Here is a 4,991-nt window from a genome sequence, read left to right as displayed (position 1 = left end):
GGCCGACATTGGCGATGTCGATATGCTCGTCGACCTGCGGCGGCATGTCGGAAACGACGAGCAGCCGCGACACGCCGCCGTCGCGCACGGCGATCGCCTTGGCGCCGATCGCCATCAGCACATCGTTCTGGGCATTGTGCGACAGCGCGTTGGGCTCGCCCTGCAACAAAACGATCGACACGGCGGCGGCGGTGCTCAACCGCTCCTTCAGCCAGTTCACCCGGTAGCTGGCGATCCAGGGCAGGAAGATCAGGATTTCGGCCAAAAGCACGAACGCGATGGTGAGCAGAAGAAGCTTTGTCGACAGGCCGCGCGACAGCGGCACCCGGCGCGTCGGGTTTGCCGCCGGGGTTGCCTTCTCGTTCGTGGACAGAGTTTCACTCGTCATTGACGCGCATTCACAAAGGCTTGATCGGGCAAGATTATGCGATTTGCGGCTTTTTTGCCAATTTCATCGTCACCCCGCAAAAAATTGCCTCGCGGCGGGCGGATTGACTTCCAAAAACCTTCTTTCTATAAGCCCGCTCACGCTCGGGCCATTCGTCCCGGCGCGGTTTCGATCGCGCCTAAGCCGGCCCGGCAAAGCTCCTGTTACAGAGTGACAGAATCAAGAAGGGCCGCACCCCGCGGTATTAAAACAAATGAAGCGTACATACCAACCGTCCAAGCTCGTCCGGAAGCGCCGGCATGGTTTCCGTGCCCGCATGGCCACCAAGGGTGGCCGTGGCGTCGTTGCTGCCCGCCGTAATCGCGGCCGCAAGCGGCTCAGCGCCTGAACGAAAGACGAGATCGTTGCCCGCAACCGGCAAGCCAAAGGGGAAAACTCCCGGGCGGCTTCTGAAACGCGCGGACTTCCTGGCTGTGCGCGGCGGCGAGAAACGCCGCGGACGGCTTTTTCTCGTTGAAGTTCTCGACCGCGGCGACGACCTTGCGCCGCGTGTCGGCTACACCGTCACCAAGAAGGTCGGCAACGCCGTGGTGCGCAACCGCGTCCGGCGGCGGCTGAGGGAAGCCGTGCGCGTTCACGCCGCCGATGACATGGCGCCCGGCAATGATTATGTCATCGTCGGGCGTGAAGACGTGCTCGCCACTCCGTTCGGCCAGTTGAAGGCCGAGCTTTCCCGCCGGCTACGCGGCGCACGATAGGCCAAGGGCTTTCGATGGAAAACAACCGCAATTTCTTCATCACCATCGCGCTGTCGGTGTTGATCCTGACGCTCTGGCAGGTGTTCTACATGAACCCCAAGATGGAGCAGCAGCGCGAGCAGGCCCGCATCGAGCAGCAGCGCGTCGAGGCGCAGAAGAAGGAAGCGGGCGGCGGCGCCAATTCCGGCGCGACCGGAACGTCGGCCCCGGCGGCCGGCAGCGTTCCCGGCGCACCCGGCGGTGAAGCGGTGACCGCCGCCAGCCGCGACCAGGCCATTGCCGCCACCAAGCGCGTCAAGATCGACACGCAAAGCCTCGAAGGCTCGATCAACCTGACCGGCGCGCGCCTGGATGACCTGAAGCTCAAGCACTATACCGAGACGGTCGACAAGAATTCGCCCGAGATCGAGCTGCTCAACCCGTCGTCGCTGCCCAACGGCTATTTCGCCGAGATCGGCTTCGTCGGCAACGATGCGACCGGCGCTGTACCGGGCGCGGATACGGTGTGGAGCGTCGAAGGCAATCCGACGCTGACGCCCTCGACGCCGGTGACGCTGACCTTCACCAACGACAAGGGCCTGACGTTCAAGCGCACCATCTCTATCGACAACGAATATATGTTCACCGTTTCCGACACGGTGCAGAATTCGGGAACGGCCGCCGTCTCGCTCTACAATTACGGGCGCGTCACCCGTTTCGACAAACCGGCCGTCGCCAGCACCTATGTGCTGCATGAAGGTCTGATCGGCGTGACCGGCAGCGAAGGGCTTACGGAGTACAAATACGCGGCCATCGAGAAGGACAAGGAAGTCAAGCCAGGCAAATCGACCGATGGCTGGCTCGGCATCACCGACAAATACTGGGCCGTGACGCTTGTGCCGACGGAGAAGCAGCCCTTCCAGCCGAAATTCTCCTATTTCGAATTCAAGGACGGGCCGCACAGCCACAGCTATCAGTCAGACTTTCTGTCCGACGCGATCAGCGTCGCGCCGGGACAGTCGACGACGATCGAGTCCGAAATCTTCGCCGGCGCGAAGGAAGTCTCGACCATCAACGCCTATGAAAAGGACCGGCACATCCGCCAGTTCGACCTGCTGATCGACTGGGGATGGTTCTATTTCATCACCAAGCCGATGTTCTGGCTCATCGACACGCTCTACAAATTCTTCGGCAATTTCGGCCTGGCGATCCTCGCCACCACCGTCGTCGTCAAGGCGATCTTCTTCCCCCTGGCCAACAAGTCCTACGCCTCAATGGCGAACATGAAGAAGGTGCAGCCGAAGATGGTCGAGATCCGCGAGAAATACGCGGACGACAAGATGAAGCAGCAGCAGGCGATGATGGAGCTGTACAAGACCGAGAAGATCAATCCGCTGGCCGGCTGCTGGCCGGTGGCGCTGCAGATCCCGGTCTTCTTCTCGCTCTACAAGGTGCTCTACATCACCATCGAGATGCGGCACGCGCCCTTCTTCGGCTGGATCCACGACCTTGCGGCGCCCGATCCGACGTCGATCTTCAACCTGTTCGGCCTGCTGCCCTTCGCGGCGCCCGCCTTCCTGCCGCATATGGGCGCCTGGGCGGTGGTGATGGGCATCACCATGTTCCTGCAGATGCGCATGAACCCGGCGCCGCCGGACCCGACGCAGGCGGCGATCTTCACCTGGATGCCGGTGATCTTCACCTTCATGATGGGCTCGTTCCCGGCAGGCCTCGTCATCTACTGGGCCTGGAACAACACGCTGTCGATCCTGCAGCAGGGCGTGATCATGAAGCGCCAGGGTGCCAAGATCGAATTGTGGGACAATCTGGCGGCGATGTTCCGCAAGAAACCATCGCCGGCGGAATAGAAGGCACCCGACCTTACAAAGCGAACCCCGGCCATTGGCCGGGGTTTTTCGTTGGAGATGCCAACGGGACTGCGCCAACATTCGCGATTGGCCGTGGCTTTACATCCCGGAGCGACGCGCGCAGACCCTTACTATCACGCTAAGGCGTTGTAACGGTTACAGAATTCTGCACCCTCACACTCTGCCGCAAAGGTCACGGAATGGATCCTCGGGTCAGGCCCGAGGATGACGACGTCACGGAGGTTTTCGGTCAATCACCAACGTCGGCGGCATTTTGGGGCAAGGCGATCGCGATGGCTTTTGGAGTTCAGATAACCGGCATGCCTTGATCGCCGTCATCCTCGGGCTTGTCCAGAGGATCTACCGGCCTCTCTGAACTGGACGCGCTACATCCTCCGCATGCGGCGGCGGATGCTCGGGACAAGCGCGGGGATGACGGCATTGCGTTGGCCTTCGCCGATAAACCCATACGTGACCTCGATACACCAGAATGATTTTCGGCAAATTGTCCGAGGCTGGTGAAACTCCGCCCGCCCCCGCTTCGTATGATTCCCGTCCTCCCCAAAAAGGGCCGGGCGGCTTCCGGCGCAGCGACGCCGGTGTTTGGGAGGCTGGTCCGGCAGACCCGGGGTCCCGCGGGCGGCGGGATCCCGGTCCTTTATTCCATGACCGCGCTGTGATCGACCTTGGCCGGGGCGCCGGGCTTGCGCAGCAGAAGCACCAGCGGGATCGCGGCCAAGGACAGGATCATCATCAGCTTGAAGTCGTCGACATAGGAGATGATCGTCGCCTGCAGCGTGACGAGGCCGTCGAGCGCGGCGCGGCCGGCGGCGGTGTAAGGGCTCAGCGCCTGCGAGACCGCCGCATCGCCGAAGGCCGGATTGTAGGGCGTCACATAGGTGGCGATGTTGGCGTGGTTGATCTGCTGGTTCTGCGTCAACAGCGCCGAGACCACCGAGATGCCCACGCTGGAACCGATGTTGCGCGACAGGTTGTAGAGGCCGGTGCCTTCCGCCCGTCGCTCCGGCGCCAGCGTGGCGAAGGTGATGGTGGTGAGCGGCACGAACAGGAAGCCCAGCCCGGCGCCCTGGATGAAGCCGGTGCTGATGATCGTCCATTGCGAGACGTCCGGCGTCCAGCCGGTCATGTCGTACATCGCCCAGGCGGTGATGGCGAGGCCGATGAACAGCAGCCAGCGCGTGTCGACCTTGCCGACCAGCCGGCCGACCAGGAACATGCAGGCCATGGTGCCGAGGCCGCGCGGCCCCATGACGATGCCGGCCGTCACCACCGGGTAGCCCATCAGCGTCTGCAGATAGGGCGTCATCAGGGCCAGCGAGGCGAGATAGGTGATGCCGATGATGAAGATGAAGATCATGCCGACGGCGAAGTTGCGGTCGAGGAACAGCCGCGGGTTCACGAAAGTGTCGCGCGCGGTGAAGGTGTGGACGATGAAGATGTAGAAGGCCGACGCGCAGACCAGCGCCTCGACAATGATCTCGGCCGAGGAGAACCAGTTGAGCTGCTCGCCACGGTCGAGGAACATCTGCAGCGAGGCGATGGCGAGGCTGAGCATGCCGAAGCCCAGCCAATCCAGCCTGGCCTTGAGGTCGAGCTTGGTTTCCTGGACGAACATGGAGACGCCGATAAAGGCCAGCGCGCCGACCGGCACGTTGATGTAGAACACCCAGCGCCAGGAGACGTTCTCGGTCAGCCAGCCGCCGATGACCGGCCCCAGCACCGGGCCGACCATGACCGAGACGCCGAACAGCGCCATGGCCGAGCCGCGCTCCTCGACGCTGTAGATGTCGAGCAGGATCGACTGCGACAGCGGCACGAGCGCCGCGCCGAACAGGCCTTGCAGCAGGCGGAAGCCGACGATCTGCGGCAGCGACTGCGAGAAACCGCACAACACGGAAGCGACGACGAAGCCGGTGATCGCCACCAGAAGGATGGCTTGCGGCCGAAGCGATTGGCGAGATAGCCGGACGGCGGCGT

The 4,991-nt window shown here is 62.8% G+C and carries 3 protein-coding genes and 2 pseudogenes; 3 read left to right on the top strand and 2 right to left on the bottom strand.

Going from position 1 to position 4,991, the window contains the following annotated elements; translation table 11 throughout:
- Window positions 1–388: pseudogene (locus EOA27_RS21670) on the bottom strand (sensor histidine kinase); the annotation flags it as partial.
- A gap of 253 nt (window positions 389–641) precedes the next feature.
- On the opposite strand from EOA27_RS21670, the gene rpmH reads away from it, so the two are divergent.
- From rpmH to yidC, 3 genes are read left to right on the top strand one after another with little or no spacing between them, the layout of a single operon-like run.
- Window positions 642–776 carry a 50S ribosomal protein L34 gene (gene rpmH / locus EOA27_RS21665; protein ID WP_008833937.1) on the top strand — a complete coding sequence of 45 codons (135 nt, stop codon included), beginning with the start codon at window positions 642–644 and terminating at the stop codon, window positions 774–776.
- Window positions 777–792: 16 nt separating this feature from the next.
- The gene (rnpA, locus tag EOA27_RS21660) at window positions 793–1,146 is read left to right on the top strand and encodes a ribonuclease P protein component (RefSeq protein WP_112128961.1); all 354 of its coding nucleotides are present in this window, start codon (window positions 793–795) and stop codon (window positions 1,144–1,146) included.
- A gap of 14 nt (window positions 1,147–1,160) precedes the next feature.
- Window positions 1,161–2,993, top strand: a complete 1,833-nt coding sequence (gene yidC / locus EOA27_RS21655) for a membrane protein insertase YidC (protein ID WP_126080190.1) — start codon at window positions 1,161–1,163, stop codon at window positions 2,991–2,993.
- A gap of 658 nt (window positions 2,994–3,651) precedes the next feature.
- On the opposite strand, the pseudogene EOA27_RS21650 reads toward yidC, so the two are convergent.
- Window positions 3,652–4,991: pseudogene (locus tag EOA27_RS21650) on the bottom strand (DHA2 family efflux MFS transporter permease subunit); the annotation flags it as partial.

This window comes from Mesorhizobium sp. M2A.F.Ca.ET.037.01.1.1, assembly GCF_003998075.1.
Taxonomy (GTDB): domain Bacteria; phylum Pseudomonadota; class Alphaproteobacteria; order Rhizobiales; family Rhizobiaceae; genus Mesorhizobium.
Note: the sequence above shows the minus strand (reverse complement) of the source record. Positions and strands in the feature narration are given on the sequence as shown.